Origin of the sequence: Thermomonas fusca (assembly GCF_005862345.1) — a bacterium.
GTDB classification, from domain to species: Bacteria; Pseudomonadota; Gammaproteobacteria; order Xanthomonadales; family Xanthomonadaceae; genus Thermomonas; species Thermomonas fusca.
Map to the genome: position 1 here is coordinate 361,341 of NZ_SROY01000001.1, position 25,729 is coordinate 387,069.

General features: G+C 69.8%; 22 protein-coding genes and 1 pseudogene. 6 read left to right on the plus strand and 17 right to left on the minus strand.

Translation table 11 applies throughout. The features are described 5' to 3' along the window. Positions 1–6: 6 nt before the first annotated feature. Together glyS and glyQ are read right to left on the minus strand one after the other, a co-directional pair. A complete protein-coding gene (gene glyS / locus E5S66_RS01635) occupies positions 7–2,082 on the minus strand; it encodes a glycine--tRNA ligase subunit beta (protein ID WP_138346939.1) in 2,076 nt (691 codons plus the stop codon). Between the two features lie 111 nt (positions 2,083–2,193). Next, complete coding sequence (gene glyQ, locus E5S66_RS01640; RefSeq protein WP_138346941.1) at positions 2,194–3,090, minus strand: glycine--tRNA ligase subunit alpha; 897 nt, start codon at positions 3,088–3,090, stop codon at positions 2,194–2,196. Between the two features lie 82 nt (positions 3,091–3,172). On the opposite strand from glyQ, the gene E5S66_RS01645 reads away from it, so the two are divergent. Together E5S66_RS01645 and E5S66_RS01650 are read left to right on the plus strand one after the other, a co-directional pair. Next, positions 3,173–3,886 (plus strand): glutamine amidotransferase, encoded by a 714-nt coding sequence (locus E5S66_RS01645; protein WP_138346943.1) that lies wholly within the window; start codon positions 3,173–3,175, stop codon positions 3,884–3,886. Between the two features lie 43 nt (positions 3,887–3,929). Continuing rightward, the gene (locus E5S66_RS01650) at positions 3,930–4,859 is read left to right on the plus strand and encodes a BPSS1780 family membrane protein (RefSeq protein WP_171033436.1); all 930 of its coding nucleotides are present in this window, start codon (positions 3,930–3,932) and stop codon (positions 4,857–4,859) included. Positions 4,860–4,883: 24 nt separating this feature from the next. Here E5S66_RS01650 and tatC read toward each other — a convergent pair whose 3' ends face one another. The 4 genes and pseudogenes from tatC to E5S66_RS01670 form a co-directional block, all read right to left on the minus strand. Beyond that, a complete protein-coding gene (gene tatC, locus E5S66_RS01655; protein ID WP_138346947.1) occupies positions 4,884–5,633 on the minus strand; it encodes a twin-arginine translocase subunit TatC in 750 nt (249 codons plus the stop codon). Further along, positions 5,623–5,940 carry a Sec-independent protein translocase protein TatB gene (gene tatB / locus E5S66_RS01660; protein ID WP_138346949.1) on the minus strand — a complete coding sequence of 106 codons (318 nt, stop codon included), beginning with the start codon at positions 5,938–5,940 and terminating at the stop codon, positions 5,623–5,625. Before tatB ends, tatC begins: the two co-directional genes overlap by 11 nt. Before the next feature lie 18 nt (positions 5,941–5,958). Continuing rightward, positions 5,959–6,183 (minus strand): Sec-independent protein translocase subunit TatA, encoded by a 225-nt coding sequence (tatA, locus tag E5S66_RS01665; RefSeq protein WP_138346951.1) that lies wholly within the window; start codon positions 6,181–6,183, stop codon positions 5,959–5,961. A gap of 44 nt (positions 6,184–6,227) precedes the next feature. After that, positions 6,228–7,043 (minus strand): annotated as a pseudogene (locus tag E5S66_RS01670) (lipid-binding SYLF domain-containing protein); the annotation flags it as partial. A 133-nt stretch (positions 7,044–7,176) separates the two neighbouring features. On the opposite strand from E5S66_RS01670, the gene hemH reads away from it, so the two are divergent. Further along, positions 7,177–8,145: a ferrochelatase gene (gene hemH, locus E5S66_RS01675; RefSeq protein WP_138346954.1), complete on the plus strand. Its 969-nt coding sequence runs from the start codon at positions 7,177–7,179 to the stop codon at positions 8,143–8,145. Continuing rightward, positions 8,145–9,002: an alpha/beta fold hydrolase gene (locus E5S66_RS01680; protein ID WP_138346956.1), complete on the plus strand. Its 858-nt coding sequence runs from the start codon at positions 8,145–8,147 to the stop codon at positions 9,000–9,002. Before hemH ends, E5S66_RS01680 begins: the two co-directional genes overlap by 1 nt. 119 nt (positions 9,003–9,121) lie before the next feature. On the opposite strand, the gene E5S66_RS01685 is transcribed toward E5S66_RS01680, so the two are convergent. The 4 genes from E5S66_RS01685 to ttcA form a co-directional block, all read right to left on the minus strand. Beyond that, the gene (locus E5S66_RS01685) at positions 9,122–9,637 is read right to left on the minus strand and encodes a hypothetical protein (protein WP_138346958.1); all 516 of its coding nucleotides are present in this window, start codon (positions 9,635–9,637) and stop codon (positions 9,122–9,124) included. A gap of 46 nt (positions 9,638–9,683) precedes the next feature. After that, positions 9,684–10,481, minus strand: coding sequence for a YgjP family zinc-dependent metalloprotease (locus E5S66_RS01690; protein WP_138346960.1), 798 nt, complete (start codon positions 10,479–10,481; stop codon positions 9,684–9,686). Between the two features lie 120 nt (positions 10,482–10,601). After that, on the minus strand, positions 10,602–11,504 hold the full coding sequence (locus tag E5S66_RS01695; protein WP_138346962.1) for a recombination-associated protein RdgC: 903 nt from the start codon (positions 11,502–11,504) through the stop codon (positions 10,602–10,604). A 75-nt stretch (positions 11,505–11,579) separates the two neighbouring features. Next, on the minus strand, positions 11,580–12,521 hold the full coding sequence (ttcA, locus tag E5S66_RS01700) for a tRNA 2-thiocytidine(32) synthetase TtcA (protein WP_138346964.1): 942 nt from the start codon (positions 12,519–12,521) through the stop codon (positions 11,580–11,582). Between the two features lie 55 nt (positions 12,522–12,576). On the opposite strand from ttcA, the gene E5S66_RS01705 reads away from it, so the two are divergent. Continuing rightward, positions 12,577–12,795 (plus strand): YdcH family protein, encoded by a 219-nt coding sequence (locus E5S66_RS01705; protein WP_138346966.1) that lies wholly within the window; start codon positions 12,577–12,579, stop codon positions 12,793–12,795. Between the two features lie 21 nt (positions 12,796–12,816). Here the strand turns inward: E5S66_RS01705 and plsB are convergent, their stop codons facing one another. From plsB to E5S66_RS01730, 5 genes are all read right to left on the minus strand, one after another. Continuing rightward, positions 12,817–15,537 carry a glycerol-3-phosphate 1-O-acyltransferase PlsB gene (plsB, locus tag E5S66_RS01710; protein WP_425472148.1) on the minus strand — a complete coding sequence of 907 codons (2,721 nt, stop codon included), beginning with the start codon at positions 15,535–15,537 and terminating at the stop codon, positions 12,817–12,819. 66 nt (positions 15,538–15,603) lie between these two features. Next, positions 15,604–18,588 (minus strand): EAL domain-containing protein, encoded by a 2,985-nt coding sequence (locus E5S66_RS01715; protein WP_138346968.1) that lies wholly within the window; start codon positions 18,586–18,588, stop codon positions 15,604–15,606. 141 nt (positions 18,589–18,729) lie between these two features. Continuing rightward, on the minus strand, positions 18,730–19,647 hold the full coding sequence (locus E5S66_RS01720) for a hypothetical protein (RefSeq protein WP_138346970.1): 918 nt from the start codon (positions 19,645–19,647) through the stop codon (positions 18,730–18,732). A gap of 232 nt (positions 19,648–19,879) precedes the next feature. After that, positions 19,880–20,713: a DUF2608 domain-containing protein gene (locus tag E5S66_RS01725; RefSeq protein WP_138346972.1), complete on the minus strand. Its 834-nt coding sequence runs from the start codon at positions 20,711–20,713 to the stop codon at positions 19,880–19,882. A gap of 53 nt (positions 20,714–20,766) precedes the next feature. Continuing rightward, on the minus strand, positions 20,767–22,761 hold the full coding sequence (locus E5S66_RS01730) for a UvrD-helicase domain-containing protein (RefSeq protein WP_138346974.1): 1,995 nt from the start codon (positions 22,759–22,761) through the stop codon (positions 20,767–20,769). Positions 22,762–22,869: 108 nt separating this feature from the next. Here E5S66_RS01730 and E5S66_RS01735 point away from each other — a divergent pair, with 108 nt between their 5' ends. Next, entirely contained in the window at positions 22,870–23,490 is a 621-nt protein-coding gene (locus E5S66_RS01735; RefSeq protein ID WP_138346976.1) for a thymidine kinase, read from the plus strand. A gap of 24 nt (positions 23,491–23,514) precedes the next feature. Here E5S66_RS01735 and hslU read toward each other — a convergent pair whose 3' ends face one another. Together hslU and hslV are read right to left on the minus strand one after the other, a co-directional pair. Then, the gene (gene hslU, locus E5S66_RS01740; protein ID WP_138346978.1) at positions 23,515–24,888 is read right to left on the minus strand and encodes an ATP-dependent protease ATPase subunit HslU; all 1,374 of its coding nucleotides are present in this window, start codon (positions 24,886–24,888) and stop codon (positions 23,515–23,517) included. A 266-nt stretch (positions 24,889–25,154) separates the two neighbouring features. Continuing rightward, the gene (hslV, locus tag E5S66_RS01745; RefSeq protein ID WP_028840409.1) at positions 25,155–25,706 is read right to left on the minus strand and encodes an ATP-dependent protease subunit HslV; all 552 of its coding nucleotides are present in this window, start codon (positions 25,704–25,706) and stop codon (positions 25,155–25,157) included. Positions 25,707–25,729: the final 23 nt, after the last annotated feature.

A 25,729-nucleotide genomic window follows, 5' to 3' on the forward strand; every position in this document is an offset into this window, starting at 1 on the left:
TCGGCCTCAGGACGACAGATGCTCGATCGCCGCCACGCTGCCCAATCGGTTGGCCAGCCGCTGCAACAGCGCCAGCCGGTTGGCGCGCACGCCGGGGTCATCGGCGTTGACCATCACCGCATCGAAGAATGCGTCCACCGGCGCGCGCAGCGCCGCCAGCCGGGTCAGCACGCTGACGTAATCGCCCTGCGCCAGCGCGGGGCCGGTCTCGGCATAGGCGGCTTCCACCGCCTCGGCCAGCGCCAGCTCGGCCGGTTCGCGCAGCAGCGCCGCGTCCTCCATCGCCGGGATGTCGATGTCGGCCTTCTTGAGGATGTTGCCGATGCGCTTGTTGGCGGCGGCCAGCGCGGTGGCCTCGGGCAGTTGCGCGAAGGTGCCGATGGCGTCGAGGCGGCGGTCGAAGTCGTACAGCGAGGCCGGCTTCAGTTCGGCGACGGCGTTGAAGTGCGCGGCCGGCACGCCGCGGTCGGCGTAGTAGCCGCGCAGGCGGTCGAGGATGAAGTCGTAGAGCTCGCTCGCATCGGCCTGCACGTTCTTCGCAGCCAGCGACTCGTTCGCCTTGCCAAGCAGCGCCTTGAGGTCGAGATCAAACCCGCTCTCGATGATCGTCCGCGCCAGCCCCAGCGCATTGCGCCGCAGCGCGAACGGATCCTTGTTGCCGGTCGGCTTCAGGCCCGCGGCGAAACCGCCGGCCAGCGTGTCCAGCCGCTCGGCAATCGCCAGCACCTTGCCCAGCTTTGATGCGGCGATGTCGTCGGCGGCGAAGCGCGGGCGGTAGGCTTCGTCGATGGCGAGTGCCACTTCATCGTTTTCGCCCGCGCGCTGCGCGTAGTAGCGGCCGGCGATGCCCTGCAATTCGGGGAATTCGTTGACCATGCGGCTTTGCAGGTCGTTTTTGGCCAGCTGCGCGGCGCGCCTGGCCTGCGCCGGGTCGGCGCCGACCTGCGCGGCGATGGTTTCGGCCAGCGCCGCCACCCGCGCCACCTTGTCGGCCACGCTGCCCAGCTTGGCCTGGTAGGTCACGGTCTTCAGGCCCTCGCCCATCGACACGAGGCCCTGCTTCAGGTCCTCGTCGAAGAAGAACTTGGCGTCGCTGAAGCGCGGGCGGATCACCCGCTCGTAGCCCTTGCGGATTTCGCCGGGATCCTTGGATTCGATGTTGGCGATGCCGATGAACTTCTCGGTGAGCCTGCCATTGGCATCCAGCACCGGGAAGAACTTCTGGTTGGCCTCCATGGTTTCGACCAGCGCTTCCTGCGGCACCGCCAGGAATTCGCGGTCGAACGCGCAGGCCACCGCCACCGGCCATTCGTTGAGGCAGTTCACCTGTTCCAGGTTGCCCGCGTCGATGCGCGCGCTGCCGCCGGCGGCCTTCGCCGCGCGCTCGACCTCGTCGACGATGCGCGCGCGGCGCGCGTCGGCATCGACCAGCACCTTGGCATCCAGCAGCGCGGCCACGTAGTCCTGCGGCTGCGCGATGGCGATGGCCTGCGGCGCGTGGAAGCGGTGCCCGCGCGTTTGCCGGCCGGCGCGGATGCCGAGCGCTTCGAGATCGGCGACCTCGTTGCCCAGCAGCGCCACCAGCCAGTGCAGCGGACGGGCGAAACCGTAGGTGTGGGCGCCCCAGCGCATCGGCTTGGGAATCGGCATGCCGGCCAAGGCCTCGTCCAGCACGCCCTGCAGCAGGTCCAGCGTGCGCGCGCCCGGCTTGGTGGCGCGGTGCACGAAGCGCTCGCCCTTGGCGTCGCTGGTTTTTTCCAGCGCCGTCCATTCCACCCCGGCCTTGGCGGCGAAGCCTTCCAGCGCCCGCGTCGGCGCGCCGTTGGCGTCCAGCGCGATGTTCAGGTACGGGCCCAGCACCTCGGAGGTCTGCTCCGGCTGCTCCACCGCCACGCCGGGCAGCAGCACCGCCAGCCGGCGCGGCGAGTACAGCGGCTTGGCATCGCCGCGCTCGATGGCCACGCCGCGCTTGTCCAGCGCCGCCAGCACACCGTCGAAAAACGCCTGCGCCAGCCCGGGCAGCGCCTTGACCGGCAGCTCTTCGGTGCCGAGTTCGATCAGGAGGGGTTGCTTGATGCTCATGCGGGTCGCGCCTTCTGCGTTTTGCCGGTCCTGCCCGCGAAAGCGGACAGCCAGCGTCTTGTGCGTCTTGTTTGCCAGCCACCGGGTCCCCGTCTTCCGGGGACGGCAGCGTCAGTTCTTCAGGCCCGGGAAGCCGAGCTTCTCGCGCTGCGCGTAATAGCTTTCCGCCACCGCCTGCGCCAGCTTGCGCACGCGCAGGATGTAGCGCTGGCGCTCGGTCACGGAAATCGCGCGGCGCGCGTCCAGCAGGTTGAAGCTGTGGCTGGCCTTGGTCACCTGCTCGTAGGCCGGCAGCGGCAGGCCGGCTTCGACCAGCTTCATCGCTTCGGCCTCGCAGGCATCGAAGCGGTGGAACATCTCGGCCACGTTTGCGTATTCGAAGTTGTAGGTGCTCTGCTCCACCTCGTTCTGGTGGTAGACGTCGCCGTAGGTGACCGGCTGGCCGTCGGGCCCGTAGGTCCACACCAGGTCATAGACGTTGTCGCAGTTCTGCAGGTACATGCACAGGCGTTCCAGCCCGTAGGTGATCTCGCCCAGCACCGGGCGGCACTCCAGCCCGCCGGCCTGCTGGAAATAGGTGAACTGGGTCACCTCCATGCCGTTGAGCCAGACCTCCCAGCCCAGGCCCCAGGCGCCGAGCGTGGGCGATTCCCAGTTGTCCTCGACCAGCCGCAGGTCGTGCACCAGCGGGTCGATGCCGAGCGCCTTCAGCGAGTCGAAGTACAGCTCCACGATGTTGTCGGGGCTGGGCTTCATCACCACCTGGAACTGGTAGTAGCGCTGCAGGCGGTTGGGGTTTTCGCCGTAGCGGCCGTCGGTGGGGCGGCGGCTGGGCTGCACGTAGGCGGCGTTCCACGGCTCGGGGCCGAGCGCGCGCAGGAAGGTGGCCGGATGGAAGGTGCCGGCGCCGACCTCGAGGTCCAGCGGCTGGATCAGGACGCAGCCCTGCTCCGCCCAGTAGGCGTTGAGGCGCGAGACGAGTTGCTGGAAGGTGATCGGAACGGCCATGTCGGGCTGGGAAGTGCGAGGTAGCGGATTAGTATAAGGGCGCCTGTTTTGCCGCCCGCCGCCACGCCGCCCGCCAACGCCGATGACCACGCCCTTCCTGATCCTCGAAACCGGCCAGCCCACCCCGTCGATGCGCCGCCACGGCAGCTTCGCCCACTGGATCCGGGTCGCCGCCGGGCTGGGGCGCGACGACGCGGTGGTGGTGGATGTCCAGCGCGGCGACGCATTGCCGGGACGCGACGGCTTCGCCGGCGTAATAGTGACTGGCTCGGCGGCGATGGTCACCGAGCGCCACGACTGGAGCGAACGCAGCGCCGGCTGGCTGCGCGAAGCCGCGCACGCCGGGCTGCCGATGCTGGGCATCTGCTACGGCCACCAGCTGATCGCGCATGCGCTGGGTGGCACCGTCGACGACAACCCCAACGGCCGCGAGATGGGCACCGTGCACATCGACCTGCACCCGCAGGCGCAGGACGACCCGCTGTTCGCCGGCCTGCCGGCGCGCTTTGCCGCCCAGGCCACCCACCTGCAGAGCGTGCTGCAGCCGCCGCCGGGCGCCACCGTGCTGGCGCGCAACGACCACGACGCCTGCCATGCCTTCCGCTGGGGCGACGCGGCCTGGGGCCTGCAGTTCCATCCCGAGTTCAGCGCCGGCCACATGCGCGGCTACATCCACGCCCGCGCCGATGCGCTGGCCCGCGAGGGCCGCTGCGGCAGGCGGCTGGCGCGCGAGGTCGGCGCGGCGCCGCATGCGCGCGAAGTGCTGCGCCGGTTCGTCCGCCGCGCACGGCGCTGACGCACGCTCCGGTATCCTGTGCGCATCGTTTTCGGGGCGCAGCATGGACATTCGCAGATTACCGGCCAGCCAGGGGCTGGTGTGGTTCCGTCAGGCCATCGACCTGGGCGCGAAGAACCCGCGCGCGGTGTTCGGGGCGGCGGCGCTGGCGATCATCGCGCTGTACGCGGCGGTGCTGGCATTTGCGCTGCTGGTGGGCGTGCTGTTGGCCGGCAGCAAGGCCGCGGGGCAGCCGCCGGGTCTTGGCCTGGTGATGGCGGTGGCGCTGCCGCTGACCCTGGCGGTGATGCTGCTGGTGCCGGTGCTGCTGGGCGGGCTGATGCACGTGATCCGCGAAACCGAGGCCGGCCGTCAGGTGCGTGCGCGCGACGTGTTCATGCCGCTGCGCAGCGGCAAGGGACGCCAGCTGGCGTGGCTGGGGCTGGTGCAGGTGGCGCTGGCGGTGGTCGGCGGCCTGCTGATGGTGGCCGTGGCCGGCAGCGACTACTGGCGCGACTATCTTGAGGCGATGCAGGCGGCCATGCAGGGCGCCAACCCGACGGTGCCGCAGCCGCAGAATGCCGGCCTGCTGTTCCTGGTGCAGCTGGTCTTCAACTACTTCAGCTACGCGCTGATGCTGTTCGCGATCCCGCTGATGCTGTTCTCCGGCAACGGCCTGGGCGATGCGCTGCGCAATGCGCTGCGCGCCTCGGTCAGCAATATCGGCGCCAACCTGCTGGCCGGCGTGCTGTTCGTCGGCGCGCTGCTGGTGGCGGCGGTGGTAGTGGCGCTGCTGGCCAGCCTGCTGGCGGTGCTGGGCAGCGTCATCCACCCGGCATTGGGCGCACTGCTGACGATGCTGACCATGCTCGGCTTCGCCGTGGTGGTGCTGGTGCTGGTGGTGGGCGCGGCTTACCTCGCCTGGCGCGACACTTTCGGCGATGCCGGCGTGCCGCCAACGGCTGTCGTACAGGTGCACGCCTTCGAGGCCTGAGCCCGCGTTCGCGCGGGCTGGCGCTTACGCGCGCTGGGGCTCGCGCGGCGCGACCAGGCGCGCGGCGAGGATGCCGGCCTCGTACAGCAGGCACATCGGGATCGCCAGCATCAGCTGGCTGACCACGTCGGGCGGGGTCAGCACCGCGGCGACGATGAAGATGCCCACCACCGCGTAGCCGCGGCCTTCGCGCAGCTGCGCCGGGGTCACCCAGCCCAGCAGCGACAGGATCACCAGCGCCACCGGCAGTTCGAACGACAGGCCGAAGGCGAGGAACATCACCAGCACGAAATCGAGGTAGGCGCTGATGTCGGTCATCATCGCCACGCCGTCCGGCGTCACCCGCGCCATGAAGCCGAACACCATCGGCAGCACCAGGAAATAGGCGAACGCGCAGCCGGCGTAGAACAGCAGCAGCGCCGAGCTCAGCAGCGGCAGCGCCAGCCGCTTCTCGCGCTGGTACAGCCCCGGCGCCACGAACGCCCAGGCCTGGTAGAGCAGCCACGGCATCGCCACCACCAGCGCGGCGAAGAAGGCCAGCTTCATCGGCGCGAAGAACGGCGAGGCGACCTGGGTGGCGATCAGCTGGCCGCCCTTGGGCAGCTTGGCCAGCAGCGGCAGCGCCAGATAGCCGTACAGGGTGTTGGCGAACGGCAGCAGGCAGGCCAGCACCACGGCCAGCCCGACCGCGCCGCGCAGCAGGCGCGTGCGCAGCTCCAGCAGGTGGGCGATCAGCGGGCGTTCGTTGTCTTGGTTCTGGGCGTCAGCCGTCACGGCGTTCCCCGTCGCTGCTGGCGGGCGGGTCGAGCGCGCGCGGCGCGTCCGCCTGCACCTGCGCGGTGGCCTCGCGCAGCCGCGCCTCGGCGTCGCGCAGTGCCTGCTGGCTTTCGCGCAGGCTGCGCTGCAGTTCCTCGCTGGCCAGCTCCTGCTCCAGCTCGCTGCGCACCGCGTGCCACTGCGCGCGCGCCTTGCGTACCCACAGGCCGGCGAAGCGCGCAGCCCTCGGCAGCCGCTCCGGGCCCAGCACGACCAGCGCCACCAGGGCGACGATCAGCATCTCGCCGAGGGAGAAATCGAACATCGAAGCCGCCTGGCGGCGTCAGCGTGCCGCGTCGTCGCGTTCGCGCTGCTCGGCCGAAGACGGCGCCTTGTCCTCGCCGATCCGCGCGGCCGGCTTGTCTTCCTCGTCGCCGTGCATGCCCTTCTTGAACTCGTTGACCGCCTTGCCGAGATCGCGCGCACCGGAGGTCAGCCGCTTGGTGCCGAACACCAGCAGCACGACGACCAGTACGATCAGCCAATGCCAGATGCTGAAGCCGCCCATGGATGCACCCGTGGTTGTAGGGGAAGACCGCGGATTCTAGCTTACGGCTTGGTGGCCGGCGGCAGCGGAGTGGTGGTGGCCGGGTTGCCGGCGTCCAGCGGTTGCACCGAAGCGGCGGCCGGGGTGGGTTCGGCCGGTGCGGCGGGCGCGGCGGCGCCCCGGCGCGCGTAGCGGGCGGCGGCGGTGGCTTCCTCCAGCGCATCGCGGAAGGCGACGATGGCGGACGACGGTGCCTGCGGGGCGCGGCCCTCGAAGATCATCCGCGGGGTCACGCCGCTGCCGTAGGCGGTGCGGTTGGCGCCGTTGTCGATCGACAGCACCGCGCCGTCCAGCGCCACGCCGGCGAACAGCCCGCGCGCGCGCGACCACGACCAGATCTCGGCCTTCAGCGCGCCGTCGGTGGCGGCGGCGGCATTGCGGCCGACCGGGCCGGCGGCCACGCCGGCATCGGCGCCGAGGGTGATCTTGCCGTTGACCAGGTTGTCCAGCCCGCGCTCGCTGCGGAACACCAGGATGACGTCGGCCGACTGCACGCCGGCCTGCAGGCCGAAACTGGCGCCGGCCAGCTTGACGAATACCGGGTTGGTCCAGCTGCCGTCGGCGGCCTTGGTCGCCATCAGGCCGAGGCCACGGCGGCCGCCCAGCATGAAGCCGGCCTTGATGGTGTCGGGCACGACCACGATCGCCTTGGCATCGTCCAGCAGGCGGTCCGGGATCGACGCTTCGGGGATGGACTGGATCTGCCGCACCACCCGCACCGCGTCGTCGGCGCGCACGTCCTCGCGTGAACCGGCGACGACGGCACCGGCAGCCAGCAGCACGGCAAGGGCAAGGGTCAGGCGTCGCGGGGTCGCAGTCATCGTGGTCTCCGTGGTCTGCGTGGACTGTATGGTCTTGTGGAAAAGCGGGGGCGAAACCGCATCGTGGCGCGGCGGCCATGAATCGATATTAAGTCAGCGCATGGTACGCGGGCGGCCATGCGATCCTATGCGCATGTCGACGTCCCCCGATTCCGCCCCCGCGCTGGTGCTGGTCAATCTCGGCACCCCCGCCGCGCCCACCGCGCCGGCGGTACGCCGCTACCTTGCGCAGTTCCTGCACGACCACCGCGTGGTCCAGCTGACCCGCTGGCTGTGGTGCCCGCTGCTGCACTTCGTCATCCTGCCGCTGCGCAGCCCGAAGGTGGCGCACAAGTACGCGCAGATCTGGATGGAAGGCGGGTCGCCGCTGGCGGTGCACACCGCGGCGCTGGCCGAGGCGGTGGCCGCGCGCCTGCCGGACCGCCAGGTGGTGCATGCGATGCGCTACGGCGAGCCGTCGGTGGCCTCGGTATTCGATGGGCTGCGCGCCGCCGGCGTGCACCGGGTGCGGGTGCTGCCGCTGTACCCGCAGTACTCCACCACCACCACCGCCAGCGTGGCCGACGCGGTGGCCGTGGCCGCGGCCGGCCTGCAGGTCGAACTGCTGCACGATTACCACACCGATGCCGGCTGGGCCGCGGCGATCGCTGACTCGATCCGCGCGCACTGGGCCGCGCACGGCCGCGGCGAGCGCCTGCTGCTGTCCTTCCACGGCATCCCGCGGCGGCTGGTGGACGGTGGCGATCCCTATGCCGACCAGTGCGAGGCCAGCGCGCGCGCGATCGCGGCGGCGCTGGACGTTCGGCGCGACGAATTGTTGCTGACCTTCCAGTCGCGCTTCGGCCGCGAACGCTGGCTGGAGCCCTACACCCTGCCGACGCTGGAAGCGTTGGCGCGCGAGGGCGTGCGCCGCGTCGACGTGGTCTGCCCGGGCTTTGCGGTGGACTGCCTGGAAACGCTGGAAGAGATCTCGGTGGAGAACGACGCCGCCTTCCGCGCCGCCGGCGGCGAGTCGCTGCGCTACATCCCCTGCCTGAACGCGGGCGGCGCGCATGCCGATGCGCTGGCCGCATTGGCGCGCGGCGACGCGGGCTGGGCCTGATGCACGAGACCGGTTTCGACGTAGCGCTGGGCCGGCTGGCCGCGCTGCGCAACGACGGCCGCGGCCCGCGCGTGCTGGCCCTGCACGGCTGGCTGGACAACGCCGCCAGCTTCCTGCCGATGGCACCGCACCTGCGCGGCTTCGACCTGGTCGCGCTGGACCTGCCCGGCCACGGCCATAGCGCGCACTTGGCGCCGGGCGCGGAGTATTCCTTCAGCGTCGCCATCGGCGCGGTGCTGGATGCCGCCGACGCGCTGGGCTGGGACCGCTTCCACCTGCTCGGGCATTCGATGGGCGCCGGCATCGCCAGCATGATCGCCGCCGCCTGCCCGGAGCGGATCGAGCGGCTGGCGGTGATCGAGATGCTGGGGGCGCTGGCGGAAACGCCGGAACACACCGCGGCGCGGATGCGCGAAGCGGTGGCCGCGCAGCGGCTGGTGGCGGACAAGCGGCTGCGCGTGTTCCCCGACATCGACACCGCCACGCGCGCGCGCCTGCACGCCGGCCGGGTGCCCGGCAGCGGGCTGGACGAAGCGCTGGTGCGCCTGCTGGTGGAGCGCGGGGTGCGTCCGGCGGCCGGTGGCTATACCTGGAGCAGCGACCAGCGCCTGACCCTGCCCAGCCTCAGCCGCCTGACCGAGGCGCAGATCGACGACATGCTGGCCGCCATCACCTGTCCGACCCTGGCCGTGTTTGCCGACCCTGCCCAGCCCTATTTTCCCGATGCGCAGCGCCGCCGGCGGGTCGGGCTGCTGCCGCATGGGCGCCTGCTGGCGATGCCGGGCGGCCACCACCTGCACATGCAGCAGGCGGACGCGGTGGCCGGCGCGATCCACGATTTCCTGATGGCGCGCTAGCAGCCCGACGGGCGCTGCGGCGGCACCGTCGCAGGCGCGCCTTGCTGCGTTGCGATGCGATGCGCCGTGCTGTCCCGAAGCGGCGGTCGCGGCGCGCGGTGCGCCACCGCCGGCAGCGGTTACTCGTTGGTACCGGCGCGGATGGCGAGCTGGGTGCCGCCTTCCTCCGCCTTCATCAGCTGGTAGAACACCTGCCGCTTGTCCTTGCTGTAGGCCAGGCTGCTGCCGTCGCCGGTCTGCATCTCCATCTCGCGCTTCCAGCCGCCGTCCTGCATCGCCTTGTCGGCGGCGGCATGCACGGCGGCCATGTCGGCCGCGGTGGTCAGGTTGACCATCTGCGCGCCGCCCAGCTCCATCGCGCTGGTCACCTTGTGCCCGTCCGGCAGGTAGATGTCGGCGGCGAAGCCCGCCGGCAGCGGCACGCTGCCGCCGTCCTCGGCGGTGGCCACTTTCAGGTCGCCCTGTTCGGTCTTGATGGTGACGGCGTTGCCGTCCTTGTCCACCTTCATGCCGGTGGCTTTTTCCATCGCGGCTTCGACCGCGGCGTCCTGGGCCTTCTTGCAGGCGGGCAGGGCCACGATCGCGGCGATCAGGGCGAGGGCCAGCAGGCGGCGATGGGTCTGGATCATGGACATGGGTTCCCCGGGGTTGTCGTCACCGGAGGATACGTGGATCGCCGCCTCAGCCGGCCAGCAGCTGGCGCAGCCTGCCCTTCAGTGCACGGCCTTCGACGCGCAGGAAATCGCGCTCGTCGCGCCACGCCGGGAACCGCGCCTCCACCTCGCCCCAGAAGCGCGGCGAGTGGTCGGCATGCAGCAGGTGGCAGAGCTCGTGCACCAGCACGTATTCGAAGGCCGGCGGCGGCGCCAAGAGCAGGGCCAGGTCCAGCGCCAGCGTCCCGTCCGGGGCCAGTGAGCCCCACAGTGACGAGGTGCGCTTGAACACGATGCGGCGCGGCGTTCGCGGCATGTCGGGCAGGTACTTCGGCAGCCAGCGGCCGGTGTCGGCGCGTCCCTGCGCTTCGTAGAAATCCTTCAGCGCGCGACGCAGCGCGGCGTCGCCGGCATTGGCCGGGGCGATGAAGCGAAGCCCGCTGTCGTCGTCGGCCTCCAGCCGGGTGGCGCGCCCGCCCTGCCAGCGCAGCGGCAGCTCGATGCCGCGCAGCGGCAGCGTGGCGGTGCCGTCGCGCACCAGGCCGTTGCCGGCGGCATCGGCCTGCCGGTCCAGCTGCGCGGCCAGCCAGCCGCGATGTTCGCGCAGGAAGCGCTCGCCCTCGGCGCGGCTGGCGCGCAGCGGCAATGTGAGCCGTGCGCCGCGCTCGTCGACGCTCAGCTTGATCCGCTTCGCGCGCGGGTCATGCACGCGCAGCAGTTCGATGCTGCGCTGCGCGTCGAGCTGGAAACTGACCTGCTCGCGCCGCGGTGCACGGGTCGTCGGCGCGGTGCGCAGGGCGGGCAGCAGGCGGAACAGGGAACGCATGGGGAGATTCTAAACCCCCTCCCTTTCGCCAATGGCGAAGGGGAGGGGTGGAGAGGTGTGCTTGCCGTCGGAGCAACCCCCTCCCTGCCTCCCCCTGCTTCGCAAGGGGAGGAGAAAATCTCACTCCGCCTTGCTGAGCTTGAACGCCTTCTCCAGCACGGCGAACAGGCGCTTGAACTCGCCGGTCATCAGCGCGAAGCGGGCCTGCAGTTCGGCCACGATGTCGTCGTGCTCGGTGGACTCCATCTGGTCCACCGCGCCGTCCAGCAGCTTGAACTTGCGCACGATCAGGTCTTCCCCGATCACGAAGCTGACATGGTCGTCCAGCACCAGCGCCAGCCGCGTGCACTGCTTGCCGGCCTCGAGGTGCTTGCTGATCTCCTCGCCCGACAGCTCCATGCGCTGGATCTTCACCACTGCGCCGGTGTCGGTGGGGTCGCGCAGCTCGCACTCGTCGCCCAGCGCCAGCCCGTCGGGCAGCGCGTCGCCGGCCAGCCAGCCGGTGAGGATGGCGCGCGGCGCCACTTCCGCGTTCAGCGGCAGCGCCGGGAAGCTGCCCAGCGCGCGGCGCACTTCCGACACCACCGACTCGGCCGACTTGCGCGAGGAGGTGTCCACCGCGATCACGCCCAGCTGGCTGTCCAGCAGCGCGTCGCTACGCACCGGACGCACGAACGCGCGCGGCAGCAGCTCGGTGATCAGTTCGTCCTTCAGCCGCTTGCGGGTGCGGCCGCCGGGCTTGCGGCCTTCCTTCTCCTCGATCGCGGCCAGCTTCTTCTGCAGCAGGTCGTTGACCACCGCGCCGGGCAGCAGCTTGTCCTCGCCGCCGACGGTGAGCCAGCGCGCGCCGTCGCACAGGTGCTGGAAGGCGTCGTGGTGCTGGCCCAGCGGCGGCACGAAGCCGCGCGAGGACAGCTCCAGCGGGCCGACCGGCTTGAGCGCGCATTCGGCCAGCTGCGGTTCGAGGTCGGACAGCTCCAGTGAAGCGGGGAAGCGGAACAGGGTCAGGTTGCGGAAGAACATCGGGAATCCTGTGGAAAGGCCATCGCCAGCGGATGGGCGGCGGCCGGGTGGAAGTGCGGGAAGCGCGGCGCGGGATCAGGACTTGAGGATGTCCAGCCCGTCGTGGTTGCGTACCGGATGCAGCGCCATCGCCACCGGCTCCGGCGCGGCGGGAGCGCCGGCCAGCCACGCATGTGCATCGGGCAGGGCGGCATCGCCGCGCCTGCCGAGGGCGAGGAAGTCGAACAGCTTCGGGTCGCTGAGCTGCGACGGACGGATGTCGCCCAGCGCACGCGCCATGGTTTCGATCCGTCCGGGCGTCTCATTCTCCCACTGCGCCAGCATCTTCTTGACCTGCTTGCGCTGCAGGTTTTCCTGCGAGCCGCACAGGTTGCAGGGGATGATCGGGAAACCCTTCGCCTCGGCGTAGGCTTCGATGTCGTCCTCGCGCACGTAGGCCAGCGGGCGGATCACCACGTGCTTGCCGTCGTCGCTGAGCAGCTTGGGCGGCATGCCGCTCAACTTCGCGTGGAAGAACAGGTTGAGGAAGAAGGTGTTGACCAGGTCGTCGCGGTGGTGGCCCAGCGCGATCTTGGTGAAGCCGTGCTGCTCGGCGTAGCCGTACAGCGCGCCGCGCCGCAGCCGCGAACACAGCGAGCACATGGTCTTGCCTTCCGGAATCACCCGGCTGACCACCGAATAGGTGTCCTGTTCGAGGATGTGGAAGTCCACGCCGATCGAACGCAGGTATTCCGGCAGCACGTGCTCGGGGAAGCCGGGCTGTTTCTGGTCCAGGTTCACCGCGGTGATGCTGAAATCCACCGGCGCTTTCTTGCGCAGCTGCAGCAGCACGTCCAGCATGGTGTAGCTGTCCTTGCCGCCGGACAGGCAGACCATGACCCGGTCGCCGTCCTCGATCATGCCGAAGTCGGCAATCGCCTTGCCCACCTGGTGGCGCAGGCGCTTGGCCAGCTTGTCGGCCTCGTGCTTGCGCCTGGGGGCCGGAAGGTCGCTAAGCGGGGGCGCGGAAATATTCATCGGGCCGCCATTTTACCCGTCCGCCAGTGCCATCCGGGCGCGCTATGCTCGGCACATGAACCAGCCCACCGATCCGGCCGAACTGTCGCGCATCGCGCGGCGCGTGGTGGACCTGCGCCAGCAGCACCGGGACATGGACGAAGCCATTGCGCGCCTGCAGGCCGACATCCAGGCCGACGAGCTGATGCTGAAGCGGCTGAAGAAACGCAAGCTGCTGCTGAAGGACCAGATCGCCTGGCTGGAGAACGCGCTGATCCCGGACGAGCCGGCGTAAGCCGCCGGCCAGGGCGCATTCTCAGGACGGGGTGCCCGCGTCCTCCGCCGGCAGCGCCGGGATCTCGCCGGTGGTGCGCGCGCTGGCCGGGCTGATCTTCTCGATGGTTGCGCGCAGTTCGCGCCCCAGCACCACGCGGGCGTCCTTGGCCCAGGCGTTGAGGCGCTCGTCGAACATCAGCTTGCTGGTCTCCGGATTGGGCCAGACCAGCTTGAGTTCGCGCAGCTGCTGGATGAAACCGCGGAACAGCGACTTGTCGAAGAACTCCGGCGCGGCCGGGGCGTACAGCAGCGACAGGCGCTGCGCGGTGAGCTGGCACAGGCTTTCCAGCTCGCCGGCGCCGAGGATGCCGGGGCCGTTCTTCACCAGCACCGCGATGGCGATGTAATAGCGCTCGAACGCCTGCTGCAGGGTGTGGCCGAGCGCGCGCAGGCGGAACACCTCGTCGCTCTGGCCGGCATAGCGCTGCAGGATGCCGCCGTCCTCGTCGCTGACCTGCTCCAGCAGGCCCTCGCGGATGAACACCTCGATGGTGCGGTCGATGCGGCTGGCGAAGGTGTCCTCGTCCCAGGGCAGGAACAGTTCGGCTTGCAGGAACGGATACAGGGTGCGGCCGATCTGCTGCAGCTGGCGGCGGCCCATGCGGCGGTTGTTCTGGAAGCACACCGCGATCCACGAGGACGCGGTGAACAGGTGCAGCACGTTGTTGCGGAAATAGCTCAGCAACACCGCGTTGTCGCCTTCCACGCCCAGCACGTCGCCGAGCGGGTGGCTGGTGCGGGAGATCAGGCCGATCTCCTCGCCGTGGGCGATGATCTGCTCCGGCGAATGCGGGGTCACCGTCACCCAGTCGGAATACGGCACTTCCGCCAGCAGCGTCTTCGACAGCGCGATCTGCGCGCGCAGGTCGGCTTCGCCCATCGCGTGCTTGGGCGTGGACAGCAGCGCCAGCGCCAGCAGGTTGATCGGGTTGACGTCGGCGGCGCGGTTGACGTGGACCTGGATCTTCTGCGCCAGCGCATCGACGGTGCGCGCGAACCAGGCCGGCTTTTCGTCGTCGCCAACCGGCTTGCCGTCCCATTCCGGCGCGTGCTCGGCCAGGATCTCGCGCAACTGGATGCGTTCGCCGAAGTTCACCACCACCTGGCCGTAGTTGCTCCGCAGCACCTTGGGGATGCCGCTCAGCAGCTGCCAGATCGATTCCTTTTCCTTCGGCTTGCCGGACAGCTCGTCGAGGTAGCTGCCGCCTTCCATCAGCTTCTCGTAGCCGATGTAGACCGGCTGGAACAGCAGCGGCCGGGTCGGCTGGCGCAGGTAGGCGCGCACGGTCATCGCCAGCGAGCCGCCCTTGGGCTGCAGCAGCCGGCCGGTGCGCGAGCGCCCACCTTCGATGAAGTATTCGATCGAATAGCCGCCGGCGACGAGCTGCGCCATGTATTCGCGGAACACCGCCGAATACAGCGCGTTGCCCTTGAAGCTGCGGCGGGCGAAGAACGCGCCGCCCTTGCGCAGCACCGTGCCCACCACCGGCAGGTTGAGGTTGATGCCGGCGAAGATGTGCGGTGCGACGATGCCGTGGCTGTAGAGCAGGTAGCTCAGCAGCAGGTAGTCCATGTGGCTGCGGTGGCTGGGCACGTAGACCACTTCATGGCCCGGCGCTTCCTGCTTGAACTGGTCGAGGTGGTGGACCAGCACGCCCCGGTAGATGCGGTTCCACACCGAGGTCAGCAGGAAGCTGAGCGAGCGCACCACCGTATTGGAGTAGTCGGCGGCGATTTCCCAGAAGTAGGCGTTGGCCTTCTTCCACGCTTCCTCGGGCTTGCTGTTGTCGCGCCGCGCCTGGTCGGCGATGGCGTCCTTGACCAGCGGCGCCGACAGTACCTGGTCGGCCAGCATGCGCCGGGTCGACAGGTCGGGCCCGATCACCACCTCGCGCACGCGGCGGAAGTGGGTGCGCAGCACGCGCGAGAGCTTGCGCACGGTGCGTTCCGGCGGCAGCTGCTCGGCGACGATGTCGCGCAGCGGAATCGGCGCGGCGAACTGCACCAGGGTGTCGCGCCCGTTCAGCAGGATCGCCAGCAGCCGGCGGAAGCGGCCGACCAGGGTCCAGTTCTCCGAGAACAGCACCGAGAACCAGCCGCTGCTGCGCTTGGGCGCCTGGCCGACGAAAATCGACACCGGCACCAGCTGCACGTCCAGTGCCGGGTTGCTGCCGTGCGCGGCCAGCAGCCGCGCCAGCGAACCGGAATGGGTCTTGTGCTCGGCGCCCGGCAGCAGCCCCAGCGCGTTGGCGTGGCGGCGCGACAGCGCCACGTAGGCGCGCTTGCGCCCCAGCGGGTCGCCGGCGATGGGCTGCAGCGGCGGCGGCAGCCCGGCCTCGCGGCAGGCCCGCGCCAGGATCAGCGCGTTGGACAGGCCATAGTCTTCCAGCACGTAGCAGATCGGCCGCGCATCGGCGCCCACCTGCGGGTCGGTCTCGATGTCCAGCTTCAGCCACGGATGCAGCGGCCGCCCGAGCAGGCGCGCCCACAGCGGCAGCTTGACCTTGGCGGGGCGCGGCGCCGGCGCGGCGGAAGCAGCGGATGGCGGCAGGAAGCCGGGCAGCGGCAGCGGTTCGCCGGCGGGCTCGGCGTCGGATCGGGTATTCGTGCCGGCGGCGCGCATGGCGGCAGTGGCATCTGCGGTCGGCGGGTCGAACAGGCCGGCCTGGGCGGGAGTCTGGCGATCTGGCATCGCCGCCATTATGGACGCCCGTCGTCGGCAGGCGCCGGCGGATGCCTGCGCTGGGCGGATTTCATGTGACGCGGATCACGGTTTTTCCGGGATAACGGTCGGTGCCGGCCCCGCCGGGGCTTGCCAATGCTCCGCCGGCTGCGGCCGTCCGAACAGGAATCCCTGCGCGTATGCGCAGCCCGTCGCCAGCAGCGCCTGCCGCTGGACTTCCGTCTCGACCCCTTCCGCCACCACGTTCAGGCCCAGCGAGCGCGCCAGGCCCTGCACCGCCTCGATGATCGCCAGGCTGCGGCGTGCATTGGTCTGTCCGAGGTCGCTGATGAACGAGCGATCGATCTTGATCGACTTCAACGGGAAGCGGTGGACGTAGCTGAGCGAGGAGTAGCCGGTGCCGAAATCGTCCAGCGCGGTGCCGATGCCGGCGTCCTGCAGCCGCTGCAGGATCCGCGCGGCGGCCTCGGGATCGCCCAGCAGGGTGCCTTCGGTGACCTCGATACGCAGTTGCGGTGGCGCAAACCCGGTTTCCCGCAGCAGCTCCAGCAGGCGCTGGTCGAAATCCTCGTACTGGAAGTGGCGCGGCGAGATGTTGATGCTGATGTAGCCGCCGTCGCCCACCAGTGGCGCGCCGGCCGCACAGGCCAGCCGGTACATGTGCCAGTCGATGGCCTCGATCAGGCCGCTTTCCTCCGCCACCGGCAGGAACTCGCCGGGGCCCAGCAGCCCGCGCTCGGGGTGCTGCCAGCGGATCAGCGCCTCGTAGCCCACCGTGCTGCCGTCGTCGAGGCGGACGATGGGCTGGAAATACGGCACGAATTCGCCGGCATGCAGCGCATGGCGCAGCTGCAGCTCCAGCTCCAGCACGTTCATCGCCGCCTTCTGCTGGCTTTCGTCGAACAGCACGAAGCGCTGGCGGCCGGTGGCCTTGGCGCGGTACAGCGCCACGTCGGCGTCGTGCAGCATCTCGTCGATGGTCTGGTAGCGCGGGTGGCTGATGGCGATGCCGATGCTGACCGACGCCTGCAGGTCGCGCTCGCCCACCTGCACCGAGGCCTGCATGCGCGACTGGATGCGCTGGGCGATCTTGACCGCGGTGGCGGGCTGGGTGCCTTCCTCCAGCAGGATCGCGAACTCGTCGCCGGACAGCCGGGCGACGATGTCCGGGCCGCGCACGCAGTCCAGCAGCCGGCGCGAGACCTCGCGCAGCACCGCGTCGCCGGCCAGGTGGCCAAGGCTGTCGTTGAACAGCTTGAAGCGGTCGACGTCCAGGTACAGCAGGGCGAAGGCGTGCTGCGGGTTGCGCTGCTGGCTGGACAGCGTCCGTTCCAGCCGGTCGCGCAGGTACAGCCGGTTGGGCAGGCCGGTCAGCGGGTCGTGCATGACCTGGTGCTTGAGCTGGGCCTCGACTTGTTCGCGCACCGAGATCTCGCGGCGCAGTTCGCGGGTGCGCGCCTGCACCCGCTGTTCGAGGTCGGCGTTGAGCGCGTGCAGGGCTTCGGCATGGCGGCGGCGCTGCACGCTGTTGGCGATCTGGTGGGCGACGAAAGTCAGCAGCTCGGCGTCTTCGCCGCTGTACACCAGGTCCTGTCGGTAGCTCTGCACCACTACCAGGCCCATGACCCCGTCCGCGCCCAGCAGCGGCGCGCCCAGCCAGCACACCGCGGAAGTGCGGCTGGCGTGGTGGCCGGCGTCCATCTCGCCGCTGGCAACCAGGCCGCGCACGGCCTGGTCGTCGATCAGCAGCGTCCTGCCATGGCGCAACGCGTACTCGCTCAGGCCGCGACCGAGCGGACGGTTGCCGCGCTCGTCGCCGGCCACGTCCACCGAATAGGGAATTTCCAGATGGCTGCCGTCGGCCGACAGCAGCGCGATGTAGAAGTTCTCGGCGTAGAGCAGCTCGCCCACCGCCTGATGCACGCTGCGGTAGAAATCCTCGTCACGCTCCTGGTTGTTGGCCAGCGCGGCGATCTTGTAGAGCGTGGCCTGCAGGTGGGCCGCGCGCTCGCGCTCGGCGATCCGCGCCTGCAGCTGCAGGTTGGCATCCGCCAGTTCGCGGGTGCGGTCGGCGACGCGCCGTTCCAGCGCTTCCTGCCCGCGTTTGCGCTCCACCGCGTTGAGCACGTGTTCGGCGACGAAGCTGAGCACCGCGCAGTCGGACTGGGTGTAGCTCATGCCTTCGCGGTAGCTCTGCACCACCAGCGCGCCGTAGACCTGCCCGTCGCGCTGCATCGGCACGCCCATGAAGTCGATCGACGGGGTGCCGAACGCGCCGTCCTCGTCTTCGTCCAGACCCAGCATCTCCGCGATTTGCCGCGAAGCCCCGCGCACCGGGCGACCGTGGCGGATCAGGCCGAGGGTGAGGCTCTTGCCCAGCTCTGTGGTCGGAATGGCCATGTCGGGGTCGTACAGCCGGCCATCCATCTCGTCGACCAAATAGATGAAACGGATGGTTTCCTGCTGCGGGTCGTACAGCGCGATGTAGAAGTTCTCGGCGTACATCAGCCGGCCGATGATCTGGTGCAGGCCGCGCAGCAGGCCCTGCATGTCGCGGTCGGAGGCGGCCATGTCGGCGATCGCGAACAGCGCGTGCTGCAGCTGTTCGGCCTGCTCCAGGTCCTTGACCGAGGCGTGCAGGCGCAGGATCGAGAACAGCTCGGACAGGCGCCGGCCGGCCAGGGCCAGCAGGCGGCCGGCGGCCGCATCCGGTGACGCCAGCGCGCCGGGCGCGGCCAGCAGCACTGCGCCGGCATCGGCGGCGCCCGGCGGCAGCAGCTGGGTATCGGGGCCGCTGCCCGCGGCCAGCGGCCGCCCGGCGAACGCGGCCACGGCGGCGGCGCGGTTGGCGTCGCTGCCGGCGTCCGCCGGTTCGAACAGCAGCTCGCCGTGATCGGTCCAGGCCACCGCCTCGGCAGTGACGCCGCAGCCCTGCAGGCCGTCCAGCAGCGCGGCGGCAGCGGCGCGCACCTCCGTGGCAGTGAGGATCGACAGGCCGGAGGCGGCGAATGCGGAGGCGCCCGGCGACGAACCGCCCCCATCTGAACTCGATGTCTTCCTGTCGCTCATACATTCGCCCCTGGCGTGGTGGCTTCGTGCCGTGTCAGTGCACGCGGATCGGGTGTCCCTTCGACAGTGTATCGGCCGCAGTCGCCGAATCTTGGAGCATGCGGCGGCGCAGGCCTGCCGTGTCCCCGTTCGGGTCCGCCCCTAGCGCGGGCCGGCGTGCAGCGATCGCTCCGCCCGCCCGACGAAATTGGCCAGGTACCAATGGCCGTCGATGCGCACCGCGGGCGCGAGGGCGTCGATGCGGGTGCCGGCGAAGCTGTATTGCAGGCGCAGTTCGGCGGTGTCGCCGGTCTGCTGGAGCAGGCTGACGTGCAGGCTGCGCAATGCGGCGTCGATGTCCAGCCCGTACTGCAGGCGCAGCTGGGCCAGCAGGGTGGCGAAGAACGGCGACAGCCGGTTCAGGCTCTGGGTCATGCCGAGCGCGGCGAAGGCCGCATCGCCGGCCTTGCCGTCGATGCCGCTGCGTACCGCGGCGGCGGCGAGGGTGGTGAAGAACGGCTGCGCGCGCTTGGGGTCGGCCAGCGGCGCCGCCAGCGCCCAGCTGCCGAGGGCGTTGATGGCCTGGCCGACGTGCGCGCGTTCTTCTTCCGTGTAGTCGGCATCCTTCTGCACATACTCGCCGCCGAAGATCACCAGGGTGCGCACCGCCTGGTCGATGTCCTTGTCGGCATTGGCGAACTGTTTGCGGTAGGTCGCCATCAGCGCCTTGTCGGCGTGCGGCGCCTGCAGCGCGACGAGCATGCGCGGGATGTGGGTATCGAGCGGCAGTTCGTCCAGCGGCCACCGGCTTTGGCCGCGCGTCCACGCGGCTTGCAGCTGCGCGTGCAGCGCCGGCGGCACCGCCAGCCGGGCAAAACCGGCGCCGTCGCGGGCCAGCAGGCGGTCACGCAGCACGTGCACCGCATCGACCGGGCGCGTCGCGGCCACTTCGATGGTGGTGGTGGCATCGGGGCTGGGGCCGGGGCCGCGCTGGCAGGCCGGCAACCATGGCAGCGCCAGCCCCAGGCACAGGGCCAGCGCGAGGCGTCGGTAGCGGGTGGAAGCGTCCGCGGCAGGCATGGGGCGGAGTGTCGGTGGCCGCGTCCGCCAGCGCAAGCGGGCGAAGGGCGCGGCCGGGACCGGGCGGGCGCGATCCGCAGCCAAGAAAAAAGGAGACCCGAAGGTCTCCCCGAAGCCGGCGATGCCGGTGGACGACAGTTGTGGCATGACTCCGGCTGGGCCGGATGCGGGCAGCCTAACCCGCCATTGATCTTTATGCAATGGTCAAGAACTATCGCCTAAGCAATTGATTTCAATAGCTGCACTGGCCCCGGTCAAACGCCTGCAGGCGCTGCGGATAGGTGGCCGCCAGCAACTGCCGCCAAGCCTGCCAGCCGGCGCGGCCGGCGGCGACGTCCTCGCTGCCGATGGATTTGTCGATGCGGGTGTAGTGCAGGCCCAGATAGTCGATGCCGGCATCGCGCAAGGCCGCGCGCATGTTGTCGATGTTCTTGCGGCCATCGTCCACCAGCACCACGCGGTCGTAGCGCAGGGACGAGCGGCGCAGCAGGTCCAGCAGCACCAGCCCCTTGTCCTGGCCGGTGGTCATGAACAGGCCCTGGTCATAGAGCACGCGCACCGGTTTCGCCGCGGGCGCCTTGCGGAAATCCCAGCTGCGGCCGTCGGCCTGCCCGCCCAGCATTTCCGGCAGCGCGTAGCCGGCATCGCGCAGGGTGCGCAGGGTGCCGCCCCGGTACAGCGGGTTGCGCGAGGTCAGCAGCAGCTTGTCCACCTGCAGGCCGTTGACCAGCGCCGGGCCGTCGGCCTGGGTGGCGCGCTGGGCGCCGGCCTCGTAGTTCAGCGAAATCACGTCGAACAGGCAGGCCACCTTGCCCGGATCGTCGGCCGGCAGGGTCTTCTGCCATTCGTACCACTTGTCGCTGCCGAAGAAGCCGGCCGAAGTCAGCAGGGTGTCGTCGATGTCCAGCACCAGCAGGGTGCGTTCGGACGATTCCTGCAGCGCCGGGGCCACCGCGGCCAGGTCGTCGATGGTGCGGACGATGGAGGCGGCCGCCTCGGTGCGCGGCGCGGTGGTGGCGCAGGCGCCCAGCAGGGCGACGAGGGCGATGGCAAGCAGGTGGCGCATGGACGGATCCGGAAATGCGATGGCGGGCCAGTGTAGCCGGCGCAAATGACAGCTCAGTCCGCCAGCATCGCCTGGATGTCGGCGAAGCTGGCGCGGCGGCGCTCGGCTTTCTGCACCGCTTCGGCTTCCGGGTCGGCGCCGTCGCGCTGCACTTCGGCGGCCGGCAGTTCGTCGAGGAAGCGGCTGGGCGACAGCCGCAGCTTGTCGCCCCAGCGCTGGGCCTCCTTCGCATGCGACAGCCACAGCCGTTCCTTGGCGCGGGTGATGCCGACATAGAACAGCCGGCGTTCCTCGTCGGTGCGGCCTTCCTCGATGCTTGCCTCGTGCGGCAGGTTGCCGTCCTCCACCCCTACGATGAACACGAAGCGGAACTCCAGGCCCTTGGAGGCGTGCATCGACATCAGCCGCACCTGGTTGCCGGCGTCGCCCTTGTCGGCGTGCGACAGCAGCGCCAGCGCGGCGGCCAGCTCGCCCGGGCCGGAGGTCTTGGGGCCGTCGAACCAGTCGGCCAATTCGTCGAGGTTGCGCCGGCGCGCCTGGAACTGCGCCTCGTCCTTGCAGGTGGCGCGCAGCGCGGCCAGCAGGCCCGAGCGCTCGTTGAGCTTGCGCACCAGTTCGGCCGGCGGCAGCGTGCGGGCGTCGGCGCGCAGGCCCTGCACGATGGTGGAGAAGCCCTGCAGCGCGTTGGCGGCGCGCGCCGGCAGCTGCTGCGCCACCGCCATCGACTCGGCGGCGCGGGCCAGCGGCAGGTGCTTCTGGTTTGCCAGCTCGCCCAGCTTCGCCAGCGTGCCGGCGCCGACGCCGCGGTTGGGCGAGCCCACCGCGCGCAGGAAGGCGGCGTCGTCGTCGGGATTGGCCAGCAGGCGCAGCCAGGCCAGCGCGTCCTTCACTTCGCCACGGTCGAGGAACGCGGTGCCGCCGCTCAGGTGGTAGGGAATGCGCAGCAGCTGCAGCGCCTTTTCCAGCGCACGGCTCTGGTGGTTGCCGCGGAACAGGATGCAGACCTCGTTCCACGGCAGGGTGCCGTCGGGTGTCGCGTGCTGCTTGGTGATGAACTGGATCTCCGCCGCCACCTTGTCCGCCTCGTGGGCGGCATCTCGGCACTCCCAGACGCGGATGCGCTCGCCGTCTGCGGCCTCGCTCCACAGCGTTTTCGGGTGTTCGTGCGGGTTGTTGGCGATCAGCGCGTTGGCGGCGCGCAGCACCCGGTTGGAGCAGCGATAGTTCTGCTCCAGCTTGATGATCTTCAGCGCCGGATAGTCCGTGCCCAGCGCCAGCAGGTTGTCCGGGTTGGCGCCGCGCCAGGCGTAGATGCTCTGGTCGTCGTCGCCCACGCAGGTGAACTGGCCGGACTCGCCGGCAATCGCCTTGAGCAGGCGGTACTGGGCGTCGTTGGTGTCCTGGCACTCGTCCACCAGCAGGTAGCCGATCCGTTCGCGCCAGCCCATCCGCGCCTCCTCGTCGGATTCCAGCAGCTGCACCGGCAGCCGGATCAGGTCGTCGAAATCCACCGCGTTGAACGCGCTCAGGCGTTGCTGGTAGCGCGCGTACAGCGCCGCGGCCTCGCGCTCGCGGCTGCTGCGCGCCGCTTCCGCCGCCTGTTCGGGCGACAGCCCGGCGTTCTTGGCGCGACTGATCAGCTGCTTCATTGCCTCGATCGCGTCCGGCTTGCTGCCCGGCGGCAGCAGATCCTTGACCTGCGCGCTGGAATCGTCGGCATCGAAGATCGAGAACCCGCGCCGCAGCCCCAGTTTGGCGTGGTCGATCTGCATGATCTTCAGCCCCAGCGCGTGGAAGGTGCTGACGGTCAGTTCCTGCGCGGCATCGCCCTTGATGCGCTTGCCGACGCGCTCGCGCATTTCGCGCGCGGACTTGTTGGTGAAGGTGATCGCGGCGATCCGCCGCGCCGGATAGCGCCCGCTCTGCACCAGATGGGCGATCTTCTCGATGATGACGCGGGTCTTGCCGCTGCCCGCGCCGGCCAGCACCAGCAGGGGGCCTTCGGTGTGCAGGACGGCTTGGCGTTGCGGGGGGTTGAGACCGTGCATGGAGCGGAAGTGGGAAGCTGCGAGGACGCGGGCGGTTATTCTGGCATCGCCGTCCGCGGCCTGCGCCCCTGCATTCCACCCATTCGCCAAATCCCACTGCCCCGCCCGATGGCCAAGCTCTATTTCTATTACTCGGCGATGAACGCCGGCAAGACCACCACCCTGCTGCAGTCCGCGTACAACTACCGCGAGCGCGGCATGCGGGTGGCCATCCTGACCCCGAAGCTGGATTTCCGCGCCGGCAGCGGCACCGTGGCCTCGCGGATCGGCCTGCAGGCCGAGGGCATTGCGTTCGACCGCGACGCCGACCTGCAGCGGATCGTGGAAGCCGACATCGCCGCCCGCGGCCCGCTGCACTGCGTGCTGGTGGACGAGGCGCAGTTCCTCACCAAGCCGCAGGTGTGGCAGCTCAGCGAAGTTGTGGACGCGCTGCGTATCCCGGTGCTGTGCTATGGCCTGCGCACCGATTTCCGCGGCGAGCTGTTCGAGGGCAGCCAGTACCTGCTGGCGTGGGCGGACGAGCTGTCCGAGATCAAGACCATCTGCCACAGCGGCAGCAAGGCGACCATGAACGTGCGCATCGACGCACGGGGACGCGCGCTGCAGGACGGGCCGCAGGTGGAGATCGGTGGCAACGAGCGCTATGTCTCGGTGTCGCGCAAGGAGTTCAAGAAGGTGATGCGCGGCGAAGGCAGCATCGAACCGCTGCAGGCGCCGCTGCCGCTCTGACGGCAGCGTGCCCGCACGGCGGCGTTACAGGATGTAGCGGCTCAGGTCCGGGTCCTGCGCCAGTTCGCCCAGCTGGGCGTCGACGTAGGCGCGGTCGATCACGACGCTGCCGCCCTTGTCCGGGGCCTCGAAGCTCAGGGTTTCCAGCAGCCGCTCCAGCACCGTGTGCAGACGGCGTGCGCCGATGTTTTCCTGGCGCTCGTTGACGTGCGCGGCGATCTCGGCGAGGCGGTCGATCGCCTCGGCCTCGAAGCGCAGCGCCAAGCCTTCGGTCTGCATCAGCTCCACGTACTGCCGGGTCAGCGCGGCCCTGGGTTCGGTCAGGATGCGGACGAACTCGTCCTTGCCCAGCGCCGACAGTTCCACCCGGATCGGGAAGCGGCCCTGCATTTCCGGAATCAGGTCGGACGGCTTGGCGAGGTGGAAGGCGCCGCTGGCAATGAACAGGATGTGGTCGGTCTTGACCGGGCCGTACTTGGTACTGACCGTGCTGCCTTCCACCAGCGGCAGCAGGTCGCGCTGCACGCCTTCGCGCGACACGTCCGCGCCCATGCCCTCGCTGCGCTTGGCGACCTTGTCGATCTCGTCGATGAAGACGATGCCGTGCTGCTCGCAGGCTTCGATGGCGGCCTCGCGCACGTCGTCCTCGTTGACCAGCTTGCCGGCCTCTTCCTCGACCAGCAGCGGCCGCGCGGCCTGGATGGTCATGCTCTTCTTGTGGGTCTTGCCGCCGGAGATCTGGCTGAACATCTGCCGCAGCTGCTGGCCCATTTCCTCCATGCCCGGCGGCGCCATGATGTCCACGCCGATGTTCATGCTGATGTCGAGTTCGATCTCGCGCGCATCCAGTTCGCCGGCGCGCAGCTGTTTGCGCAGCTTCTGCCGGGTCGACGATTCCTGCGCGGACGGCTCGGCGCCGATGTCGATGGTGGTGGTCTGCGCCGGGTTGAATCCGAAGCCCGGCGCGGTTTCGCGTTTCGGCAGCAGCGCATCGAGGATGCGGTCTTCGGCGCGCTCCTCGGCCTGCGTGCGCACGCGCTGCTTGGCCTGGCCCCGATACAGCTTGACCGCGGTATCGGCCAGGTCGCGGATGATCTGCTCGACGTCCTTGCCGACGTAGCCGACCTCGGTGAAGCGGGTGGCTTCGACCTTCACGAACGGCGCATTCGCCAACGTCGCAAGCCTGCGCGCGATTTCCGTCTTGCCGACGCCGGTGGGGCCGATCATCAGGATGTTCTTCGGCATCACCTCGTTGCGCAGCTCGGGCGCGAGCTGCGCGCGCCGCCAGCGATTGCGCAGGGCGATGGCCACGGCGCGCTTGGCGGCGTGCTGGCCGATGATGTGGCGGTCGAGTTCCGCGACGATCTCGCGCGGGGTCATGGAGGAGGAGTCGGTCATCGGAAATCCTTCACGAGGCACTCCCGGCGGGGAGGCACCATCAACAAAGCGAGTATCGGGGAGCGACTTGATGGGGCCTCCCCGCCGGGAGTGCCTGCGGCAAAGCTTCAACAAGCCGCGTCTGTGGTGAAACTTCACATGGCGTTAGAAATGTGCGCAGCAGCTGGAGGTCCGTCGCGGCCCACCCACCCGGGCCAATCCGATCAAGTCGCTCCCCGATACTCGCTTGGTTGATCGGATTGGCCCGGGCGGGTGGGCTGGATGGGTCAAAGCGTCTCGACCACGATGTTGCGGTTGGTGTAGATGCAGATGTCGCCGGCAATGCCCAGCGCTTCGGTAGCGATGGTTTTTGCATCCAGTTCGGTGTGCGCCAGCAGCGCGCGCGCCGCGGACAGCGCGTACATGCCGCCCGAGCCAATGGCGATCAGGCCGTCTTCCGGTTCGATCACGTCGCCGGTGCCGGAAATCACCAGCGAGGTATCGGCGTCGGCCACCGCCAGCAGCGCCTCGAGCTTGCCGAAGCGGCGCTCGGTGCGCCAATCCTTGGCCATCTCCACCGCCGCGCGGGTCAGCTGGCCGTGTTTTTCCAGCTTGGCTTCGAACAGCTCGAACAGGGTGAACGCATCGGCGGCGGCACCGGCGAAACCGGCCAGCACGCGGCCGTCCTTGCCCAGCCGGCGAACCTTGCGCGCGTTGGCCTTCATCACCGTGTGGCCCAGCGTCACCTGGCCGTCGCCGGCGATGACCACCTGCCCATTGCGGCGCACCGAACAGATGGTGGTGGCGTGGAACACGTTGGGGTTCTGGCTGGGATCCATCGTTTTCTCCGTTGAACCGGCTA